The sequence below is a fragment of the Streptomyces sp. NPDC002734 genome, from assembly GCF_040295685.1.
GTDB lineage: Bacteria > Actinomycetota > Actinomycetes > Streptomycetales > Streptomycetaceae > Streptomyces.
The window spans coordinates 26,031-41,745 of record NZ_JBEOVU010000028.1 but is presented as its reverse complement, the minus strand read 5'-3'; the positions used below and the strand labels follow the sequence as shown (position 1 = coordinate 41,745).

Below are 15,715 nucleotides of genomic sequence, written 5' to 3'. Positions count from 1 at the left end.
CGAGCATCCGGAGGATGACCATGACAGAGAAGACCGCACTGACCCCCAGCACCCACACCGCTCCGCCCGCGGCCTTCTCCCACGGCCTGCGCAAGGGCAACATCCTCCAGGTCGCCGGACAGGTCGGCTTCCTGCCCGCCGAGGAGGGCAGGCCGCCCACGCCGGCCGGCCCGACGCTGCGCGAGCAGACCCTCCAGACCCTCGCCAACGTCGAGGCGGTGCTGAAGGAGGGCGGCTCCGGCTGGGACGACGTGATGATGCTGCGCGTCTACCTCACCGACGTGGACCACTTCGCGGAGATGAACCAGATCTGGAACGCCTATTTCGGCGAGCGGCTCACCCAGCCGCCGGCCTGCCGGACCACGGTCTACGTGGGGCTGCCGCCCGGCCTGCTGATCGAGATCGACGCGATGGCCGTCCTGGACTGACGCCGGACCGGGCCGCCGAGGGTCCGTCTCCGTCCGGGGCGCCGCGGGCCGGTCTCCGCCGGGCCGCGCCGACGCGGCCCGGCGGAGATCAACTCCTCCGCGGAGAGGCCCACATGATGGCCCCCATGTTCCCCAAGACTTCTCCGCGAAGAAGCACCGGCGCCCGACGGTCCCCCGATCACCGGCGAGCGCGGCGAAGGCCATCCTGACCGCTCGTCATGTTGACCACGCGTGCCCAGGCGTCACTGGACAATTACTGGACAACGTGAGATCAAAGCGAACATCGCCGAGTGGCCGGGGGGTCGCACACGACATGGGACGCCGGGAGAAGCCGATCGAGCCCGGGCAGGGGAAGGCCGCCGAGTTCGCGGCCGACCTCCGCATGCTCCGGCGGCGCACCGGCAACGTGCCGTACCGCGAACTAGCCTCCCGGGTGCCCTACTCGGCGTCCAGCCTGTCCGCCGCCGCCTCCGGGCACCGGCTGCCCGCCTGGCCGGTGGTCGCCGCCTACCTGGAGGCCTGCGGAGTCACCGGCACCGGCGAGTGGCACCGTCGCTGGCGGCAGGCGGCGGGCCTGCCGCCCGAGGCGGAGCCGGCCGCCCGTCCCCCGGGCGGGCCGCCGACCCGACCGCCGGCCGGGTCCTCCTTCCCGTTCACGGGCTCCGCGGCGGGCCCCGCCCGCGCGCCGGACCCGTCGGGCGAGCCGCCCTACGGCCCGCCGGTCGGCCCGCCCCGCCGGGGGACGGCCGCCGTGGCGCCGTACGGACCGCCGCCCGACGACCCGTGGCAGGACACCGAGGACGGCCCCGGCGCAGCCGCCGAGGGCGTCCCGCACGCGCCGCGCGGCGTGCCCGACCCGCCCACCCGCTTCGTCGGCCGCGACCACGAGGTGGAGGAGGTGTGCCGGCTGCTCGCCGAGCACCGGCTGCTCACCCTCACCGGCGTCGGAGGCGTCGGCAAGACCCGCCTCGCCCAGCGCGCCGCCCGCACCGCCGGACTGCTGCTGCGCGACGGCGCGTGCTGGGTGGAGCTCGCCGAGGTCACCAGCCCCGACGTCCTGCCCTACGCCGTCGTCGAAGGGCTCGGCCTGGCGCCCGTGCCCCCGCACACCACGCCGACGGCCCATCTGGCCGACGCCCTGCGCGGCCGCGAGATCCTGCTGGTGCTCGACAACTGCGAACACCTCGCCGCCGCCTGCGCCCGGCTCGCCCACCTGCTGCTGGCCTCCACCACCGGCGTCCGCCTGCTCGCCACCAGCCGGCTGCCGCTCGGCCCGGCCGCCGAACGGCTCTACGTCGTCCCGCCGCTCCCCGAGGACGCCTCGCTCGCCTTACTCACCGACCGCGCCGCCCTGCTGGCCGACGCGGCATGGTCGCCGGACGACGTGGAGCACGCCCGCGCCGTCATCCGCCGCCTCGACGGGCTCCCGCTGGCCATCGAGTTCGCGGCCCGGCGGCTGCGCGCGCTCTCCCCGGGACAGCTCCTCGACCGCCTCGACGAACGCCTGCCGCTGCTCAGCAAGGGCGACCCGGTGGCGCCCGAACGGCACCGCTCGCTGCGCGCCATGCTCGACTGGAGCCACCAGCTCTGCACCCCCGCCGAACAGCGGCTGTGGGCACGGCTGTCGGTGTTCGTCGGCTCGATATCGCTGGAGGCGGCGCACGCCGTGTGGGAGGTCCCCCGCACCGGCGCGCGGACCGGTTCGGGCGAGGGCGCCCGCACCGGCGCGGGTGCCGGCCCCGGCGAGGGGACCCGTGCCGACGGGGAGACCGGCCCCGGCGAGGAGACCCGCCCGGAGGAGCTGCTCGACGCCGTCGACGGCCTGATCGACCACTCCCTGCTGCTCACCGAGCCCGGCGACGGCGCCGGCCGCCGCTACACGATGCTGGAGACGGTCCGCGAGTACGGCCGTGACCGGCTCGCCCGCGGCGGGGACCTCGACGACGCCCGCACCCGGCACCTGCTGTGGTTCCGCGACATGGTGCGCGAGGTCTACGAACTGTGGGCGGGACCCGGCCAGGCCGCGCGGCTGCGCGAACTGGGGCGGGAGCTGCCCAACCTCCGCCAGGCCCTGGAGTACGGGGTGCGGGAGGACGCCGAGCCGGCACAGGCGCGCGCCGCCCTGGACATCGCCCACGGCCTCGTCTGGTACTGGACCGCCACCGGCGCCGCCGAACAGGGCGTCGGCTGGCTGCGCCGCGCCCTGGCCGCCACCGCCCCCGCGGACGGCGACCCGGCGGTGCGGGCCGCCCGCACCCGGGCCATGTGGGCCTGCGCCTTCCTGGCCGTCTTCCCCGCCGACCTGGAGGCCGCCGCCGGCCAGGCCGCCGAGGCCGCCGCGCGCGCCCGGGCCGACGGCGACCAGGCCTCGGTGGGCTGGGCCACCACGGTGACCGCGCTGGCCACACTCACCGGCGGCGGGGTCGAGGAGAGCCTGGACGCCTTCCGCGCGGCGGTGACGGACCTGCGGGCCGCCGGCGACCGCTACGGCGAGCAGAACGCGCTCAGCATCCTGGCCAGCGCGCTGTGCGCGACCGGCCGCATCGAGGAGGCGCTGGACCGCCTGGAGCGTGCCTTCGGCCTCTCCCGGGAGCAGGACGAGCGCTGGCACCGCCCCTACCTGCACTGGGTACGGGCGAAGACCCTGATCGTCGAACGGCGCCTGACCGGGCCCGACGGCGCACTGGCGCACGTCCTGGGCGTCCTGGAGCCGCAGCGGGACTTCGCCGACCCGCGCGCCCTCGCGCTGGGCCACGACACGCTGGCCCACTGCGCCTGGCTGCTCGGCCGCCACCGCGAGGCCGCCCGCCTGTTCGGCGCCTCCGAGGCCCGCTGGCCCGTCGAGGAGACGCGCATCGCGGCCTACCGGGTCGCGGCCCTGGACACCGCACGGTGCCTGGAGGAGCTGCGGGCCGCGCTGGGGGAGGACGCGTACCGCGCGACCAGGGCCGAAGGGGCCGCGCTGCCGACCGAGGAGGCACGGGAATGGGCCATCCGTTTCGCCGCGGATGCCATGTAAGTCCCCCGGGCCGCGGCCACGTTCCTCGGTAACGATGCGACGACAGGTTTTCCGCGGGGTGGGGTCGTGGACCATACTGCGGGCTGTGGAGCAGCGCATCGGTTCAAACACCAAGCCCCTGACCCCGCCCGCCGCCGTCGACCCGGCCCTGATCCCGGGGCTCACCGCCCCGGCGACGGCCGACGGCGCGCCCGAGGACGCCGCCGTGCCCGGCGCGGCGTCCGACGAGGCCGACGCCGTCGTGGAGGACGCCGCGCCGGAGCCCGAGGACGCCGCCGAGGCGGACGCCGTGGGTTCCGCCGACGACTCCGGCGAGGCCGCCGACTCCGGCGAGGACCTGGGCGAGGGCGTTTCCGCGTCCGCGCCCGTTCCGGACGGTCCGGTCTTCGAGGCCAAGGACTTCCGCGCCCGCCTCGTCGCCGACCACGCCGGCATCCGCCTGTGCCTGGACGACCAGGAGTGCGAGTTCCGCTGGGACGAGATCGGCGCCGTGGAGACGTCGACCTCGGGCTTCGGCAAGCGGTACACGGTCGTCGTGCACACCCCGGACCGCCGGTGGTACTGGATCGAGATCGACGCCAAGTCCCGCGCGGACATCGCCCGTTGGGAGACGGAGCTGGACGCCGTCCTCGACGCGTACTTCGAGGAGGCCGACGCGCAGCCGGCCGACGCGGAGACGGACGCGGACGTGGACGTGGACGCGGGCGTGGACGCCGAGGCGACGGCCGACACGGAGGCCGACGAGGAAGCGGACGCGAAGGCCGACGCGAAGGCCGAGGGTGCCCGCGGGCGGAAGCCGGGGCCGGCGCAGGCGTAGCGCCCGCGGGGCCGGGGGAGCGGCGGACGTCGTCCTGCCGTGCCCCTTGCCGGTGCGCCCGGGGTCGGCCAGGTTGATCGCCATGGCTGACAACACGAACAACACCGCACCCCGGAAATCGAGTTGGAAGTACATCGGCCCCGGCATCGTCGTCGCGGCGACCGGCGTGGGCGCCGGCGACCTGGTGGCGACCCTGGTCGCCGGGACCAACTTCGGCTACACGCTGCTGTGGGCCGCCGTCATCGGCTGCGTCGTCAAGATCGCCCTCGCCGAGGCGGCCGGCCGCTGGCACCTGGCCACCGGCCGCACCCTCTTCGACGGCTGGGCGTCACTGGGCGCCTGGACCACCGTCTTCTTCGTCGTCTACGCGATCGTCTGGGGCTTCGTCTACGGAGCCGCCGCCATGTCGTCGAGCGGACTGCCCCTGCAGGCGCTGTTCCCCGGCGTGATGGACCTGGAGTGGTGGGCGGTCTCCACCGGCCTGGTCGGACTGGTCTTCGTCTGGTTCAACCGGTACGCGGTGTTCGAGAAGGTCATGACCGTCCTGGTGGGCGTCATGTTCCTGGTCACCGTCTACCTGGCGATCCGCGTGGTCCCTCATCTGGGTGGACTCTTCGCCGGCCTGCTGCCGGTCCTCCCGGACGGCAAGGACTCCGTCCTCAACACCCTCGGCCTCATCGGCGGCGTGGGCGGCACCATCACGCTGGCCGCCTACGGCTACTGGGTGAACGCCAAGGGCTGGACGAACACCGGCTGGATGAAGGTGATGCGGCTCGACAACCGGGTCGCCTACATCACCACCGGCATCTTCGTCGTGGCCATGCTCATCGTGGGCGCCGAGCTGCTGCACTCCTCGGGCATCGCGATCGCCTCCGGCGACAAGGGGCTGATCCAGCTCGGCGACATCTTGGAGGAGGAGTACGGGACCGCCACCGCCAAGTTCTTCCTGATCGGCTTCTTCGCCACCTCCTTCACCTCCCTGATCGGCGTCTGGCACGGCGTGAGCCTGATGTTCGCCGACTTCGCCGCCCGCTACCGCACCAAGCGGGCCGCCACCGGCGAGGAGGTCGCCGAGGGCCGCCGCGAGAAGTCCTGGGCGTTCCGCGGCTACCTGCTCTGGCTGACCTTCCCGCCGATCGTGCTGCTCTTCCAGGGCCAGCCGTTTCGCCTGATCATCCTGTACGGCGTCCTGGGCGCGGCCTTCATGCCGTTCCTGGCGCTGACCCTGATCTGGCTGCTCAACTCCAGCCGCACGCCCGCCGAGTGGCGCAACGGGATCACGAGCAACGTGATGCTGGCCGTCGCCGGACTGCTCTTCCTGGTCCTGTGCGTCAAGCAGATCTGGGACCAGGACTGGGCGAAGTTCTTCTGACCGGACCGTCAGACGGCGCGCTCGGCGCGCAGCACCGCGTCGTGGACGGTGACCTCGCGGCCCTCGTGGGTCACCGTCCGCGGCCGGGCCTCCCGGGTGTGCACGGTCCAGCCGCCGGCCGGGACGAGGTCGTCGGCCAGCTCGTCGGCCGTGCAGAACAGATCCGGCTCCGGCGGCCGCGGAACGGCGCCCTCGGTCAGGTCCCGGGGGTGGTGCAGGATCACGACCAGGCTGCCGCCCGGCGCGACCGCCTCGGCGAGACCCGCGAACACCTGGCGGCGCACGTGCGACGGAAGGTGCAGGAATGTCGCGAACACCAGCTCGTAGGCGGCCGTCTCCGGCATCCAGTCCAGCACGTCGGTCCGCTGCCAGGTGACCCGCGCGGCCAGCTCCGGCGGGGTGTGCCCGGCGGCCCGGTCCAGGGCCACCTGCGAGACGTCCGTCCCGGTGACCGTCCACCGTTCCTAAAGACTGAGCGGGAGTGAGTCCTGGGTCCAGGCCTCGTGCTCGTGCTCAGCCGCGTGTCCCGAACGGTGTTGGGCACGCTGGTCACCCGCTTTCGCCTCGGTGTCCGGTGGAGCGGATCGTGTCCGTTGTCCGGGGATCGAGGGGCGGGTTTCCTCACGCCCTCGTGCACTCAGTGTGGCCTGGGCGGCTCGATGTCCCGCACGATCGCTCCGGTCGTACGGGGGCGTTGCCGTCCGACGCCGGACCGGGTGTCCGAGGGCGCGTCGTCCGATGGCGATGGCGGCGGCGTCGTGCCGGGTCATCGCACGGTGTGGTGTGGTGAGGGGTTTCTGCCAGTGTTGGGCACCCCACAAGCTGGTGTACGCGGGGTCAACCGCGACGATGGTCAGGCCATGCTCGGCGGCCATGTTCACGATCCGCGCCCTCAACCGGCCGGTGGGGATCCCGGAGATCGTCTGCCGGAACTTCCCTCGCCGGCCGTGCTTTTCGCGAGTGGTGCTGTCGGAGAAGTCGAGGTCCTCGATCGCCACCGCGCCCACACCCTCACGGACCGCCCAGTGCATCAGCCGGGTGAGTGCGTGCCGCAACCGCGCATCCCGGTGGGACGCGGTGCCGGTGAGGTCGTAGTCGAAGCGGCGCGGCTCAGCCACCGGGTTGCCGTGCGCGTCGAGGCGGTAGGCGGCGAGGTGGTCGGCGTTCATGTCGACACCGATCATCCCGTCCGCCCGCGCCGCCTCCAGCGGGACGGCCTGAACGGCGGGGCGTTTCCAGGACGCGGTGAGGTACCAGCGGCCCCGGACCGGATCGTGGCGAATCTCGTAGACGACGGCACGGTTGGCTTCGATACGGTCGGCCCACTCCTCACCACGGTGCGCGAACGCCACCCGGCCGGTCAGGACGTACCGGCCGTGCGGGGCGTTCGCCAGGCGCTCCAGCGGCCTGGGCAGCTTGACGCTCACTTCGCCGTCGGGGGTGACACGGATGGTCTCGTTCCCGAACCGCTTGCCCGACTCGCCGTCCGCCGACAGGAACGCCCGCGCGGCCTCCCACCGCGCCCGCCACTCCGCCTCCGACAGACCGGCCTCCTCCAGGTGATGCCGGGTGTTCGCCAGACGTTTACCGCCCCGCACCACGTGGACCCGGCCCGCTTCCCAGTCCGCCCTCACTTGCGCGTGCCGGGCCTCCAGCGTGCGCAGTCGCTGCGCCTTGGCCCGCCACTCACGTGCGGACCGGTAGCCGCCCGGGGCACGTTTGGCGCCTTTGGCGCCGAGGGGCTGGGCCAGGCGGTGGCGGATGACCTTCATGGTGGTCTCGAGCTGGTGGAGGTGGGCGGCCTGGGCGCGACGGGCCAGCGCGTACTGGTCGTGGGTGGCCTTGGTGATCGCCCCCGCCCACCGCGACGAACACGCGGCCGTCAACGCCTGCTTACGCACCGCCCACGACGATGTGTTTCGCTCGAACCCCGCCTGCGCATAGACGCGCAGGTCACGGGAGGCCAGCGAACCCAGATGAGCGCCGACCTCCCGCAGTACTTCCACGTCCTGGGCGGTGAGGTCCTTCAGCCGGGTCCGGATAGCGCACCCGGTGGCCTCCCGCACCACGAACGGCGCACGCAACGGCCGCAACGGCCGGGATGCCGCGACAGCTGACGACACGCCACGCACCCCGTGACTGCCCTCGACCGCCCCAACCGCTCCCATGTACCGGAAACGACAGACACTCGTACACGGTTACGCTCACCCCGAATAGGTGTACAGGCCAACGGTTCCGAACCCCGGCCGGGCGAGCCAGAGGGAGTCCGCGCCCTCCCCGCACCCGGCCTCCAGCGCCCGGCCCGGGGCCAGCCCGGACACCTCGTCCACCAGGGCGGGATTGGGGTCCCCGCTCCACAGCCGGTCGGCGGAGGAATAGCGCTCGTCCCAGAAGCCGGCGGTGAAACGGGGGTCGTCGGTCATGAGGCGCAGGCTACCCGCTCGCCAGGGCGTCACCGGTGTGCGGCGCAGGCGACACCGGGTGCCCGCCGGACACGGTTGCGGACGCACCCGCCCCCGCAGCCGTGTCGCGCTGCGGGGGCGGGGCCCGCCTCCTGGCGGGGGGAGGTGTGGAGGCGGGGTTTCGGGGCGGTGGGGGGATCAGCCGAGGCCGTGGACGTGCGGGCCGACGGCGTTGGACCAGGCGTTGCCGGCCGTGGCGTCCCAGTTGGTCGACCAGGTCATCGCGCCCCGCAGGTCCGGGTAGGCCTTGGAGGGCTTGAAGGTGCCGCAGTTGGTGAGCTTGGTCAGGCAGTCCAGGGCGTTGTTGACGATCGTCGGGGAGACGTAGCCGCTGCCCGCGCCGCGGGTGGAGGCGGGGACGCCGATGCCGACCTGGGAGGGCGCGAGCCCGCCCTGCAGCTGGATGCAGGCCAGCGCGGTGAGGAAGTCCACCGAGCCCTGCGAGTACACCTTGCCGTCGCAGCCCAGCATGGAACCGCTGTTGTAGTACTGCATGTTGACGACGGTCAGGATGTCCTTGATGTTGAGCGCCGTCTGGAAGTAGGTGCCCGAGGTCGACTGCATGTCGATGGTCTGCGGGGCCATGGTGATGATCAGGTTCGGACCGGCCTTCGCCGACAGGGAGCGCAGCGCCTGCGTCATGTACGTCGCGTTGAGGCCGTTCTCCAGGTCGATGTCGACGCCGTCGAAGCCGTACTCCTGCATCAGCGCGTACACCGAGTTGGCGAAGTTGGTCGCGGAGGCCGTGTCGGCCACCCGCACCGCGCCGAGCTCGCCGCCGACGGAGATGATGACCTTCTTGCCCGCCGCCTGCTTGGCGCGGATGTCGGCCTTGAACTGGGCCTCGGTGTAGCCGTTCAGGCCGGCCGAGTCGAGGGTGAAGTCGACGGTGCCCGGCGTGGCGGTGGCGTCGGCGAAGGCGACCGCGATGATGTCGTACTGGCTCTGCACCTGGGCCAGGGTCTGCACGGCGGCGCCGTTGTTGAAGTTCTGCCAGTACCCGGTCACCGCGTGCTTGGGCAGGTTGCCGCCGCCTCCGGTGCCGGTGGGCCGGGTGGTCGCGTTGACCGTGGCGGACTTCGCGGACTCGCCCGCCGCGTTGGTCGCGGTCACCTGGAAGGAGTACGCGGTGGAGGCGCTGAGCCCGGTGACGGTGGCCGAGGTGCCGGTCGCGGTCGCCACCTTGGTGCCGCCCCGGTACACGGTGTAGCCGGTCGCGCCCTGCACGGTGTTCCAGGTGAGGGAGACGGAGGACGAGGTCGTGCCCGAGACCGTCAGCCCGGCCGGGGCCGCGGGGATCGCCGGCTGCTCCGGCTCGCCGCCCCCGCCGCCTCCGCCGTCGGGGCCGAAGACGGAGAAGTCGTCCACGTAGTAGGGCGCCTGGCCGTACCAGCCGTGGGTGTAGACGGTCACCGAGGTGGTGTTGGCGCCGGTGGTGAAGGTGGTGCGCAGTTCCTTCCACGACCCGGAGTCCGGGGTCCAGGTGGAGACGTCCGTGGTGCCGGTGCCGGTGACGCCCAGGTAGGCGTAGCCGCCCTGCACCCAGGTGCTCAGCGTGTAGGTGGAACCGGGCTTCACCGCGACCACCTGGCTGCAGCGAGCGTTGTCCTGCCCGGCCGGGGTGGCCTTGAGGGCGCGTGAGCCGCCGTGCACCGGGGAGGTGACCGAGGCGCCGCTCGCCGCCGAGCAGGTCCAGTCGGTGAGGCCCGACTCGAAGCCGCCGTTGCGCACGTTGTTCACGTCGGCGGCGGCCGCGGGGCCGGCGGCGAGGGCGGTGCCGGTGAGGGCGAGCGCGGAGGTCAGGACGGCCGCGAGTATCCGGGGTCTCGCCTGGGGAGAGGTGAGGGTGGGACGCGTGAGCTTCATGGGGGCTCCCTGCGTGTGAGGGGGATTCGTGTGACGGGATTCGTGTGACGGACTTCGTGTACGACGGGGATTGCGGGGGGCGACGGGGCGGAATCGGGCCGGGGTGGCCGGATCCTGCGGCGGGCGCCAACCGGTCTAGACCAACTTGGTCCAGACCAATGCCGGTGTCAAGAGTCGCGGCGGCACCGTAACTTCACGCTCACGTAGGCGAGTTGGCGTATATGCCGACTCGCCGCGATCACCGGACAGGTCCCGCTTGGGACGATCTCCGCCAAGCAGGTGTCGGAGGCCGTAGCCCGGGGATATCGTGCTGGTGAAAGCGCTGCGCACGTGAAGACGGGGGCGACGGGGGAGGGTGGAGCGGTGCCGACTGCCATCAGCGTGTCCGGTTCCGGCCTGGTACTCCCAGCCGGCGACCGACACACCCCGCCCGCGCTCCTCCAGCCGCGGGCGACCGTCGAGGAGACGGTCTACGAGCTCAACTCCATGGTCGAGCAGCAGGGTTACGTCGTCGCCGTGCACCCGGCGGTCACCGACCCGGCCGTCGTGCGGCGGCTGCACACCGCGCGCTCGCTGCTGGAGACCGACCGGGTGGCCATCGTCGCCGCCGACCTACCGCCGCTCGGGGTCGCGGTACTGGTCCAGCAGTTACGGCAGTTGAGCGTCTGCGACTTCGGACCCGGCGTGCTCGCCTCGGCCGCGCGGCTGCTCGCGCACTACATCTGGTCGGGTGCGCTGCTCCACTCCGTGACCCGGCTCGACCACGTGCCGGTCACGATGACGGCGCACGCCAGGTCATGGCTGCCGGGCGCCCAGTTCGCGGTCCTCGCCACGCCGCGGCCCGCGCTGGTGCGGGTCGGCGGCGAGGACCGGCTGCCGGGGCCCGAGTTCGCGACGCGGATGGTCGCCGCGACCGGAGCGGGCTTCGGGGGCGCCACCCCTGCCGACTGGGTCGGCTCCACGCTCGCCCCCGACTGGCGGGTCCAGCACTTCTCGACGGTGCCGGTGCCGGCGGAGTCGGCGTCCTGGTGGGGGACGGCCAAGCTGGTCGAGTTCGCCGCCGGGCTGCCCGACGTGTCGGTGCTCTACCAGCTCGTCTCCTCCGTGCGGCGGGATCGGTGCCGGTGGTGCGGCCTCGAAATCATCGGGGACCGGTGCGCCTTCTGCGCCTCACCGCTCGCGCCGCCGCCGGAGTTCCCCGCGCTCACGCACAGCGGGACGGGGAGTGCGGTGGTGGGTGCCGGCACCGGTGCGACTGTCGGTGCCGGTACCGGTGCCGGTGCCGGGGCGCGCGCGGTGCGGCCGGGTCCCGCCGGGCCCGCCCCGCTCACGCGCGCGGCGGGGCCCGCGGCCGCCATAGGGCCGGGCGGCGGCGCGCCGCATCCGACCGGGCCCGAGGGACTCCGCCCGATACCGGCTCCGCGGCCGGGTTCGGGGCCTGGGGTGCCGGGTGGGCGGCCGAGTTCGGCGCGTGGAGTGCCGCCGGGTGTGCGGCCTGGCGCGGGACCGGGTGTGCCGGGTGGGGCTTCGGGCGTTCCGGGCGCGGGACCGGGTGCCCGGTCCGGTGCGGCGCCAGGGGTGCCGGGTGCCCGCTCCGGTGCTGGTTCCGGGGAACCCGGCCTGCGGCCTGGCCCTGGCCCGGCCGCCCCCGGCTCACGGCCCGGCCCGGCCTCCGGTCCCGGCCCTGCCTCGGCCTCGCCGGGGGCTCGCCCCGGTCCGGCACCGGACGCCCGCTTCGGTCCGCCCGGTCCTGGTCCCGCGTCGACGGCGCCCAACTCCGCTTTTGGTCCCGGTCCTGCGCCGACAGGGCCCGGTGGGCGCCCCGTTCCGGGTTCCGGTCCGGGTTCCGCTTCGGCCGTGCCCGGCTCGGGCTTGGGTCCGGCCTCCGGTCCTGCGTCCGCGGGGGCGGCGCCCGGCGGGGGTCCTGCTCCGGGTTCCGCTCCGGCCGTGCCCGGCTCGGGCTCGGGTCCGGCCTCCGGTCCTGCGTCCGCGGGGGCGGCGCCCGGCGGGGGTCCTGCTCCGGGTTCCGCTCCGGCCGTGCCCGGCTCGGGCTCGGGTCCGGCCTCCGGTCCTGCGTCCGCGGGGGCGGCGCCCGGCGGGCGTCCTGCTCCGGGTTCCGCTCCGGCCTCGCCGGGCCACCGGCCCGGTGCGGGCTCCGGTCCCGGTTTCGCGCCGTCAGCGCACAACCCCGGCCTCGGTCCCGCCGCCGGGCCCCGGTCCACGCCGGCCGTGGCGGACTCCCGCCTCGGTCCGCCCCCGGGTCCCGGCTCCGCGCCCGCACCCGACCCCCGCTTCGGCCCGCCCCCGGGTCCCGGCTCCGCGCCCGCCGCACCCGACTCCCGCTTCGGTCCGCCCTCCGGCCCCAGGCACCCCTTGGCCGCACCGGGCGCCCACCCCGGTACCGCCCACGGTGGTCTCGCTCCGGCCCCGACCGGTTCCGTGCCGCACCCCGGCCGTGCCCCGGGGGCTGCCGGGGACCTGCCGCGTCACGCCCCGGGGGCTGCCGGGCACCCTCCCCGGACCCTCCCGGGGGACGGCGCCGTGCACGGGCCCGCGTCGCGGGGGGAGCAGGACGGCGCCGGGGTCCGCCAACGCCCCGCGGCGGGCGCCGGGTTCGGCCCCGTGCGGCCGTTGGGGCACGGTGTCGGGCGCGCGGACCCGGACATCACGGAGACAGGCACGTCCGGGCCCACCCCGGGTACCGGATCGCTGACCTCCGGCGCCGACCCCGGCACGGAGGACCGTCCGCCCCGACCCGACCGGCACCCCGGTCCCCTGCCGCCGCAGGAACCGCCGCCACGTTCACCCTGACCAAGCCCAGCCCAGCCCAACCCCGCCCCGCCCCGCACGCCCCGCCGCACACCCCGCCCGACCCGAACCACCGTTCCCGACCCACGAGGTGAAACAGACCGTGAACTCCCGCCAGCGCCGCGGCGTTCTGCTGCTGGTCCTCTCGGCGATAGCCGCCATCGCGGCGTTCGCCGGAGTGCTCGCCGTGGTCAGGGACGTGAAGTCGAAGGTCGGTCCCGAGGTGACCGCCTACCGGCTGAAGGCGGACGTCGCGCCGTACCAGGCGCTCACACCGAGCCAGTTCGAGAAGATCAGCATGCCGAAGCGCTGGCTCTCCGGCACCGCCGTCACGGACCTCTCGAAGATCCGCGGGAAGATCGCCGTCACCACGCTCCGCGAAGGCTCCCTGCTCCAGTCCGACATGGTGGTCGACCGCCCCGAACTCCAGCGTGGGCAGCAGGAGATCGCCATCATGATCGACGCCTCCACCGGCGTCGCGGGAAAGATCACCACCGGCGCGCGGGTGAACATCTTCGCCACCTTCGAGGGCGAGGACCGCGGCCGTGACCAGTCCCGCCTGATCGTGCAGAACGCCCGCGTCATCGACGTCGGCAAGCTGACCGCCCTGGAGCCCGACGGCAGCGGCCCGAACCGCCGCACCGCCACCGAGGCCGTGCCGATCACCTTCGCCCTCTCCACCTCCGACGCCCAACGCGTCGCGTACGCCGAGTCGTTCGCCGAGCACGTGCGCCTCGCCCTGGTGGCCGGAGGCGACGACACCTCCGTGCCGCCCGCCGACCGGACGTACACCCTCGAGCAGGACAAGCAGTGAGGGGCCGTCGATGACCGTCCGCATCCTCCCCGCCGTGGGAGACGTCGACTCCGCCCGCGCCCTCGCCGCCCTCCTCGACCAGCTGCCCGAGGTCGTGCCCGCCCTGCCCGTGCACGACTCGGCCACCCTGCTCGACGCCCTCGGCGCGGGCGCCGCCGAGTCGGTGGACGAGCTGCCCGAGGTGGTCCTGGTCCACGAACGCATCGGCCCGGTGCCCGCCCTGGAGCTGATCCGGGAGATCGTGCTGCGCCACCCGGCGGTCGGCGTCGTGCTGATCACCGCCGACTCCTCCTCCACCACCCTCACCGCCGCCATGGACTCCGGCGCCCGCGGCATCGTCACCCTGCCGCTCAGCCCCGAAGGCCTCGCCGAGCGGGTGCACGCCGCGGCCTCCTGGGCCGCCGGGATGCGCCGCCACCTCACCGCCGGCTCGGGCACCGACCCGTACGGCCGCGGCTCGGGCGGCACCGTCGTCACCGTCACCGGGGCCAAGGGCGGCGTCGGCGCCACCGTCACCGCCGTCCACCTGGCGCTGGCCGCCCGTGCCTCCGGCCGCACCGTCGCCCTCGTCGACCTCGATCTCCAATCCGGCGACGTCGCCTCCTACCTGGACGTCCAGTACCGGCGGTCCGTCGCCGACCTGGCCGGCATCCACGACATCAACCCGCGGGTCCTCCAGGACGCGATCTACACGCACGACTCCGGCATCGCCCTGCTGCTCGCCCCCGCCGAGGGCGAGCGCGGCGAGGAGGTCGGCGACCGCACCGCCCGCCAGGTCCTGTCCGTGCTGCGCTCCCGCTACGACGTGGTCGTCCTCGACTGCGGCGCCCGGATGGACGCCGCCACCGCCGCCGCCGTGGAGTCCGCCGACCACGCGCTGCTGGTCGTCACCCCCGACGTCATCGCGGTCCGCGCCGCCAAGCGCATGGTCCGCCTCTGGGACCGGCTCCAGATCCGCAAGGCCGAGGACACCCTCACCGTCGTCAACCGGCACGCCCGCGGCGCGGAGATCAACCCCCAGCTCGTCGAACGGGTCACCGGCACCCGCACCGCCACGACCCACGTGCCCGCCGCGTACAAGGAACTGTCCGCCGTGGTGGACGCCGGCCGGCTCCAGGACCTGGAGGCCAAGTCCTCCGTCAAGCGCGCCCTGTGGACGCTGGCGGGCGAACTGGGCCTGGTCGCCGCCGCGCCGGAGGACGAGGCGTCGGCGCGCGGGCGACGCCGCAAGCCCGGCAACGGCATCGCCCTGCGCCGCGGCGCGGGCGACCGGGGCTCCGTCACGCTCGAGTTCGCCGGGATCTTCCCCATCCTGCTCGTCGTCATGGGCCTGCTCTGGCAGGCGGTGCTGTGGGGCTACACCTTCTCCCTGGCGGGCAACGCCGCCGACGAGGCCGCCCGCGCCGCCACCGCCGCGCACGCCGTCCACGGCGACTGGGCCGGCGCCTGCTCCGCCGCGGGGACGAAGCACCTCCCCGACGCCTGGAGCGGCGCGGAGATCCGGTGCGCCCCCGAGGGTGACCTGATGCGCGCCACCGTCCACGCGGACGTGCCCCTCTTCTTCCCCGGCGTCGACACGGGCTGGTCCGTGGACGGCACGGCGGGGGCGGCACTGGAGGGGGGTGACCTCGGGTGACGCGATCCGTGATCCGCCCCGCGACGCGTCCCATGACGCGATCCGTGACGCGTTCCGTGACGCGATCCGTGCTGCGCCGAGTGGCGCCGGAACGGTCCGGCCGCGCGGCCGGACCCGTCCCCTCGACGCCGCGCGGGCGCGGTGACCGCGGGGTGTCCTCCCTGGAGCTCGCGGGCTACCTCCCCGTCCTCCTCGTGATCGCGATGGCCGCCCTCCAGCTCGGCCTGGTCGGCTACGGCGCCAACCAGGCCGGCACGGCTGCCCGGGCCGCCGCCCGCGCGGCCTCCCAGGAGGGCGACGGGGCCGCCGTGGGCGCCGCCGCCGTGAGCTCCTGGCTCGACCCCGCCGTCAGCACCGCCCCCGGCGCCGAGACCACCACGGCCCGCGTCGTCGTCCACGTCCCGTCCGTCATCCCGCTGCTCGGCGACGGCTGGGACATCACCCGCGAGGCCATCATGCCCACCGACCGCACCGCCGCGTCCGGCGGCTGACC

Annotated in this window: 11 protein-coding genes and 1 pseudogene; 7 read left to right on the top strand and 5 right to left on the bottom strand. The window is 74.4% G+C overall.

Annotated elements, in window-relative coordinates; all coding sequences use genetic code 11:
- The first annotated feature begins 20 nt into the window (after nt 1–20).
- The 4 genes from ABT026_RS23305 (at nt 21) to ABT026_RS23290 (ending at nt 5,636) form a co-directional block, all read left to right on the top strand.
- Nucleotides 21–428, top strand: coding sequence for a RidA family protein (locus tag ABT026_RS23305; protein ID WP_351117102.1), 408 nt, complete (start codon nt 21–23; stop codon nt 426–428).
- A 313-nt stretch (nt 429–741) separates the two neighbouring features.
- On the top strand, nt 742–3,447 hold the full coding sequence (locus ABT026_RS23300) for an ATP-binding protein (protein ID WP_351117009.1): 2,706 nt from the start codon (nt 742–744) through the stop codon (nt 3,445–3,447).
- Nucleotides 3,448–3,532: 85 nt separating this feature from the next.
- On the top strand, nt 3,533–4,264 hold the full coding sequence (locus ABT026_RS23295; RefSeq protein ID WP_351117007.1) for a hypothetical protein: 732 nt from the start codon (nt 3,533–3,535) through the stop codon (nt 4,262–4,264).
- A gap of 82 nt (nt 4,265–4,346) precedes the next feature.
- Nucleotides 4,347–5,636: an Nramp family divalent metal transporter gene (locus ABT026_RS23290; RefSeq protein WP_351117005.1), complete on the top strand. Its 1,290-nt coding sequence runs from the start codon at nt 4,347–4,349 to the stop codon at nt 5,634–5,636.
- Between the two features lie 8 nt (nt 5,637–5,644).
- Here the strand turns inward: ABT026_RS23290 and ABT026_RS23285 are convergent.
- From ABT026_RS23285 to ABT026_RS23265, 5 genes and pseudogenes are all read right to left on the bottom strand, one after another.
- A pseudogene (locus ABT026_RS23285) lies at nt 5,645–6,082 on the bottom strand (class I SAM-dependent methyltransferase); the annotation flags it as partial.
- An 18-nt stretch (nt 6,083–6,100) separates the two neighbouring features.
- Nucleotides 6,101–7,804: a nuclease/transposase family protein gene (locus tag ABT026_RS23280; protein ID WP_502968035.1), complete on the bottom strand. Its 1,704-nt coding sequence runs from the start codon at nt 7,802–7,804 to the stop codon at nt 6,101–6,103.
- 36 nt (nt 7,805–7,840) lie between these two features.
- Entirely contained in the window at nt 7,841–8,059 is a 219-nt protein-coding gene (locus tag ABT026_RS23275; RefSeq protein ID WP_502968034.1) for a hypothetical protein, read from the bottom strand.
- A 177-nt stretch (nt 8,060–8,236) separates the two neighbouring features.
- The gene (locus ABT026_RS23270) at nt 8,237–9,964 is read right to left on the bottom strand and encodes a chitinase (RefSeq protein WP_351117001.1); all 1,728 of its coding nucleotides are present in this window, start codon (nt 9,962–9,964) and stop codon (nt 8,237–8,239) included.
- Between the two features lie 716 nt (nt 9,965–10,680).
- On the bottom strand, nt 10,681–11,007 hold the full coding sequence (locus tag ABT026_RS23265) for a hypothetical protein (protein WP_351117000.1): 327 nt from the start codon (nt 11,005–11,007) through the stop codon (nt 10,681–10,683).
- 1,868 nt (nt 11,008–12,875) lie between these two features.
- Here ABT026_RS23265 and cpaB point away from each other — a divergent pair.
- From cpaB to ABT026_RS23250, 3 genes are all read left to right on the top strand, one after another.
- Nucleotides 12,876–13,586: a Flp pilus assembly protein CpaB gene (cpaB, locus tag ABT026_RS23260; RefSeq protein ID WP_351116998.1), complete on the top strand. Its 711-nt coding sequence runs from the start codon at nt 12,876–12,878 to the stop codon at nt 13,584–13,586.
- Nucleotides 13,587–13,596: 10 nt separating this feature from the next.
- Complete coding sequence (locus ABT026_RS23255; RefSeq protein WP_351116996.1) at nt 13,597–15,222, top strand: CpaE/TadZ family protein; 1,626 nt, start codon at nt 13,597–13,599, stop codon at nt 15,220–15,222.
- A 152-nt stretch (nt 15,223–15,374) separates the two neighbouring features.
- Nucleotides 15,375–15,713, top strand: a complete 339-nt coding sequence (locus ABT026_RS23250; RefSeq protein ID WP_351116994.1) for a TadE/TadG family type IV pilus assembly protein — start codon at nt 15,375–15,377, stop codon at nt 15,711–15,713.
- The last annotated feature ends 2 nt before the right edge of the window (nt 15,714–15,715 follow it).

What these genes read in the sequence shown, in the direction of transcription:
- ABT026_RS23305 (WP_351117102.1), top strand. Translation starts at nt 21, where the DNA reads ATGACAGAGAAGACCGCACTGACCCCCAGCACCCACACCGCTCCGCCC.
- ABT026_RS23300 (WP_351117009.1), top strand. Translation starts at nt 742, where the DNA reads ATGGGACGCCGGGAGAAGCCGATCGAGCCCGGGCAGGGGAAGGCCGCC.
- ABT026_RS23290 (WP_351117005.1), top strand. Translation starts at nt 4,347, where the DNA reads ATGGCTGACAACACGAACAACACCGCACCCCGGAAATCGAGTTGGAAG.
- ABT026_RS23280 (WP_502968035.1), bottom strand. Translation starts at nt 7,804, where the DNA reads ATGGGAGCGGTTGGGGCGGTCGAGGGCAGTCACGGGGTGCGTGGCGTG.
- ABT026_RS23275 (WP_502968034.1), bottom strand. Translation starts at nt 8,059, where the DNA reads ATGACCGACGACCCCCGTTTCACCGCCGGCTTCTGGGACGAGCGCTAT.
- ABT026_RS23270 (WP_351117001.1), bottom strand. Translation starts at nt 9,964, where the DNA reads ATGAAGCTCACGCGTCCCACCCTCACCTCTCCCCAGGCGAGACCCCGG.
- ABT026_RS23255 (WP_351116996.1), top strand. Translation starts at nt 13,597, where the DNA reads ATGACCGTCCGCATCCTCCCCGCCGTGGGAGACGTCGACTCCGCCCGC.